Below are 5,066 nucleotides of genomic sequence, written 5' to 3'. Positions count from 1 at the left end.
GAATGAGAGAATCCTACAATATAAGTTAACCCTTTAAAGTCCGCTCCATTTAGTTGAAGAAGCCCTCTCGCTGCCAACGAACCTAGCATTAAAGTTAATGCGATATTATGTAAAATAAACCAGTTATTAAATCCTTTCACTTCATGAAACGCGAATACTTTTGCTAATCCTAAAGCAATTAAAAAGAAGAAAAAGCCAAGTACTAACGTATGCGTATGCAAAAGATTTAATAAAGTAGAGCCTAAAATCCCTTTATATTTCCCATACTCCCTAGCAAATATTCCTGACAATAAACCGATAATCAAATAAGTAAACGATGCATTATATAATTTCTTCATTATGTACCTCCTTAAGTAGAATGTGTAGTGTGTCATATTTAGTAATAATGATAGTTATATAGTAAAAACTCCTAGTTTCCTAGGAGTCATTGTATAAGTATCTCACTCTTTACAATCAATCCTAATTATAAAATATCCTTTTATACAAAACAATCGAACTTTATGTGAACAGTAACTCTCAATTAAAATAACTTGCACTTTTATTTCGCACAATCCATACTAATTGTTATAACTTTTAAAGGGGGTGCGATAGATTGATAGTTCTTGAAACTGAAAGACTCACTCTTCGCTGGCTCGATGTAAAAGATGCTCCGTTCATTCTCGAGTTAGTAAACGATCCTGCATGGATTCAGTTTATTGGTAATAAAGGGGTTAAAAACTTAGAAGATGCAAAAAATTACATCTTAAACGGACCCGTCGATATGTATAATAAAATGGGCTTTGGTCTTTACTTAGTTGAACGAAAAGAAGATTTCACTCCACTTGGCATGTGCGGCCTTATTAAAAGAGATTCATTAGAAGATGTCGATATCGGCTTTGCCTTTTTAGAAAAATTCCGTTCGAAAGGATACGGCTACGAGTCAGCTTCTGCGGTAATGGAATACGGTGTACAGAAGCTAGGAATGAAACGAATTGTAGCAATTACTTCTATAGATAATGTTGCTTCAGGTACGCTGTTAGAAAAAGTAGGATTGCGATTCGAAAAAATAATTTCAGACTCAGGAGAAGATCTAAAATTATTCGGGTATAACGCATAACAAAAAAGGGTCGCCATGAATGGCGACCCTTTTTTTCACTTCACTTCTACCGTATAATTCCCTGTTCCACCACCATACTGGTATACATGTAAATAGTACTTCCCTGGATACGTATAGTAACTACCTACTAATTTATTTCCTTGTTGCTGTGCATACGTAACATAATTATTTAAATCTGCTTCTGAATAAAGAACCCAGTTTACTCCGATATTATTTTCCTTCGTTACATTAATTTGAAGGTTTTTCGCAGTTTCTATATTTATTTCAAAGTAATCACTCGTATCACCGTTTCCTAAACTAGCACGTAAAACTTGATTTAACTGCAGTTTATTTGCCGTTTGGAATGAATTATTTGGCTCTTTTTCTACACTGTTATCTTCTTTCTTTTGAACCGTTACACTTGTTGTAGCAGTATTAGTTAATCCTTTATCGTCTGTTACTGTTAATTTCGCCGTATACGTTCCTTCTTTTGTATATACGTGAGTTGGATTTTGCTCATTACTTACCGCACCATCACCGAACTCCCAGTTATAAGAAGCAATTTTCCCATCTTCATCTTTTGATCCATCACTTTTAAACGAGATTGCTTCATTCACATTTCCGCTATACGGACCATTAATAACCGCGACCGGCGCTTTATTCACAGCACCTTCTTCTGTATTAATACCGTGGAACACAACATCATATTCAAATTGCCCTGATGCATTCACACGATAATTCACAAAGTAAGCTGTTACAGTTTTATAGCCTGTCCATTCTTTTGCACTTAAACGTTTTAACGTATCATTAACGTTTTGCGTAATTGTTTTCCAGTCTTCATATTCTCCTTTTGCAGCAGTACCTGTATACGTTCCTTGCAGTGTAAATGTATTAAAGAACTGTGATTTATTTTTCTTTACCGATACATTATTTAATTTCGCTTCCGCTGTAATTTCTGCCGCAATATCCGAAACTGGTTTCGGTGCATGAGTTGCTAAATAATCATCTGATACTAATGGGACATTATATTTCTCACGGTTATCAACAAGCATTTGCATATAGTCTTGATACTCTTTGTTTAAATTGGCATCTTTACTTAAAGCAGAGCGATATACATCATATGCTGTTACATCATTTTTCCTAATAAGATCATGAACTTTATCAAACATATCGTATCTCTTATTGTACATATACGATTGTAAAGCAAAGGAATAATTATAGAAATCCCACGTTCCATACTTTGCATTTAACGTTCGCTCTGCCGTATAACGTTCTGCTGGATTCGAAGATAGTCCTCCTATAATGCTCTTTCTTGGAACGACATTGTCCGTTCTCGTTGCACCTGCAAAGAACTCAGCATTCCCTTCTTCAAACCAAGATAATCTCTCATTTTCATAAAACTTACCTTGTCCCCAAAGTCCTGGCACTTCATATCTACCTTGTAAATAATGCGTGAACTCATGTCGGAATAACTCTTCTAAACTATATATACTTTCTTCTGGTGTACGTTCATAAGTAAAGAACGTTCCTGTTCCTTCTATATACATACCACCATTATTTGTTTCATATCCGTATAATTGACGATTAAATTGATACTCAGCTGGGCTATTATAAATAACCATCGTTAATACATCATCTGGATTTCCTTTTTCTAAAGGTTGGTCACTTTCAACCGTACGATGGAATTGTGCCTTCACTTCTTTTGCTGCCCAATATAAACGTTTCACTTTCTCTTCAGTCACTTTATCTCCGGCTTTTAAAACAATTGCCCCATCATCAAACGTATACGTTTTTGGTAAATATTTTTTCTTACCATCTTCTCGTATTTGATCTAAATCAACCAATTTACCATTTGCATCTTTCCCGCCATAATTCGTCGTAATTTGCTCAGCTGCTACGAAATATTGCTCACCTAAATAAGGATAGATTTTCATCGCATCTGTTACAACTTGTAATCCTTTTGTCCCTGTACTATGGAATGTACCGAGTCTACCTGTATAATAAATGCCATTATTAATAAGCCATCCGTTTTTCTCTGTAATCGTTCCCATTAACGCAAATCTACTTAACTCATTAATATAACTATCTATTTTCTGATACCATACTGTATCTTTCGGTGCTTTTCTCGTATCGTACAAATACGATTGAATATCGTAATCAACACCTTGCATAATATCGTAAATCGCATTTCCAGCTGAAAGATTATCTACCAATGTAGAAAAATTATCATTATATTGCTTAAAAATCTTTGCAGCCGATGTTACCGTTTCCACATCACTCGAAGCATTTCCTATTAATTTTCCGTATGATGATACAACTCTATTTTGTTCCAATGTACCGAGCTTGAAATTTGGATTGTTCGCAATCGTTTTTAACGCCGGCAAGCACTTGTCATGATAGCTCCGCTCATTTAGTTTACTTAATTCCGTATTATAAAACCCTAAATAAAATCCAGAGCGCAATACTTCTACTAATGTCTCAATCCCTTTTGAATCATCCTTCGTGTAAGCTTGTCCTTGCTGCTTCAATTTATCAATAATCGCCTGCATCCTACTATCATTTTGATAGAATGCAAGGCTGTCCTTATTAAACTGAAATAGCCCCGTAATTTGCTCCCAATCGATTGTTACAAGTAAATCTACTAACTGCTGATTGCTTAATTGATTTAATTCAGCAATTGTATATGTTTTGGCTACAGCTAATTGCTTACTTTCCTTTTTTACTTCAGGTGGTCTTTGCGATAAATCAGCAAATTGTAGCCTTTTCTCAAAAGACTTGCTTTCTAATACTTTCGATGAATGAGCTAATTCTTGCACTGGCAGTTGTACACCAACCGGCTCCATTTTGAGCACATTGCGATAAGAAACTTGCTCTACCTTAGTATCTTCCGCCAATATGTTCCCTTGAAAACTACCTAACATTAAACTAGCAAAACTTACCCCTACTAACACTTTTTTTGAATAGCCTTTCATGCTCTCCCCTACCTTACATTTTTTAGTGTCCCACTTCATTATTTTACTATTCTGACTATTTATTATGTATTGAGAAAAAATAAGGTAACGTTCACACACGTATCCATTTAAAGCAAAATTAACGCTTGATTCTCCATGCCATTTGTGTCAAAAAAGGATAGATAATAGCGAAATTCCTGCTACATCTAACCCCTTTTTCAACGCTATGATTTTAACTTGATAAACGTGATTTCCGGTAATGTTTGCATATACTGAATTAATGCATTCTTTTCTTCAGGTGATATATTTTTCAGTTGCATTCCTACCTTATAAACTACACCTGTATCTCGCTGTAAAGATTCCACTTCATATGAAAGTATTGGAATACCTTTCACTTGTAGCGTCTCTAATATTTGTTGTACCGCTTCATGTTTATTCATACAAATTTGCAATGTTATATTTTGTGGAAATAAAAATTGCACCTTAAAAATACGACTTACAATCTCTAAACCAATTAAAACGAGAATCGTCGCTCCAACGCCCACTACATACATACCTGCTCCAATTGCTAATCCAATTCCTGCTGTAGCCCATAAACCAGCCGCTGTCGTTAACCCTTTCACCGCCTGCTTTTGAATAATAATTGTACCTGCACCTAAAAACCCTACTCCACTAACAACTTGCGCTGCAATACGACTTGGGTCAAGAGACATATGATCTTTAAATACAATATCTGAAAAGGCATATTTCGAAACAACCATTATTAAAGCACTTCCTACCGCTACGAGGAAATGAGTCTTTAATCCAGCTTCTTTTGATCGAATTTCCCTTTCAATACCAATTATTGCTCCTAATAAACCGGCAACACCGATTCGTATAATAAAATCAATATGTAAGCTCACGGGCACTTCCCCCTTTCATTCATTATAGATAGATAAAATAAAAATTATCACAGACATCCGTTTATCGATATAAAAGCATTTCATTAAAATATACTTAATATACCAACCGATTTATGTTAATATTTTAAATATTAACAT

General features: G+C 34.9%; 4 protein-coding genes. 1 reads left to right on the top strand and 3 read right to left on the bottom strand.

What is annotated here, in order from left to right; translation table 11 throughout:
* Positions 1–338, bottom strand: a 338-nt coding sequence (locus tag ACFWDE_RS29870; RefSeq protein WP_377896311.1) for a DUF2871 family protein, incomplete at its 3' end; no start/stop codon positions are given.
* 254 nt (positions 339–592) lie between these two features.
* On the opposite strand from ACFWDE_RS29870, the gene ACFWDE_RS29865 reads away from it, so the two are divergent.
* A complete protein-coding gene (locus ACFWDE_RS29865) occupies positions 593–1,096 on the top strand; it encodes a GNAT family N-acetyltransferase (RefSeq protein WP_377896310.1) in 504 nt (167 codons plus the stop codon).
* A gap of 35 nt (positions 1,097–1,131) precedes the next feature.
* Here the strand turns inward: ACFWDE_RS29865 and colA are convergent, their stop codons facing one another.
* Together colA and ACFWDE_RS29855 are read right to left on the bottom strand one after the other, a co-directional pair.
* Entirely contained in the window at positions 1,132–4,047 is a 2,916-nt protein-coding gene (gene colA, locus ACFWDE_RS29860; RefSeq protein ID WP_377896309.1) for a collagenase ColA, read from the bottom strand.
* 203 nt (positions 4,048–4,250) lie between these two features.
* Positions 4,251–4,928, bottom strand: coding sequence for an MgtC/SapB family protein (locus ACFWDE_RS29855; RefSeq protein ID WP_215571894.1), 678 nt, complete (start codon positions 4,926–4,928; stop codon positions 4,251–4,253).
* Between the last annotated feature and the right edge of the window lie 138 nt (positions 4,929–5,066).

The organism is Bacillus sp. NPDC060175 (genome assembly GCF_042728695.1).
GTDB lineage: Bacteria > Bacillota > Bacilli > Bacillales > Bacillaceae_G > Bacillus_A.
The sequence above is the reverse complement of the archived record's forward strand: the minus strand, read 5'-3'. Positions and strand labels throughout refer to the sequence as shown.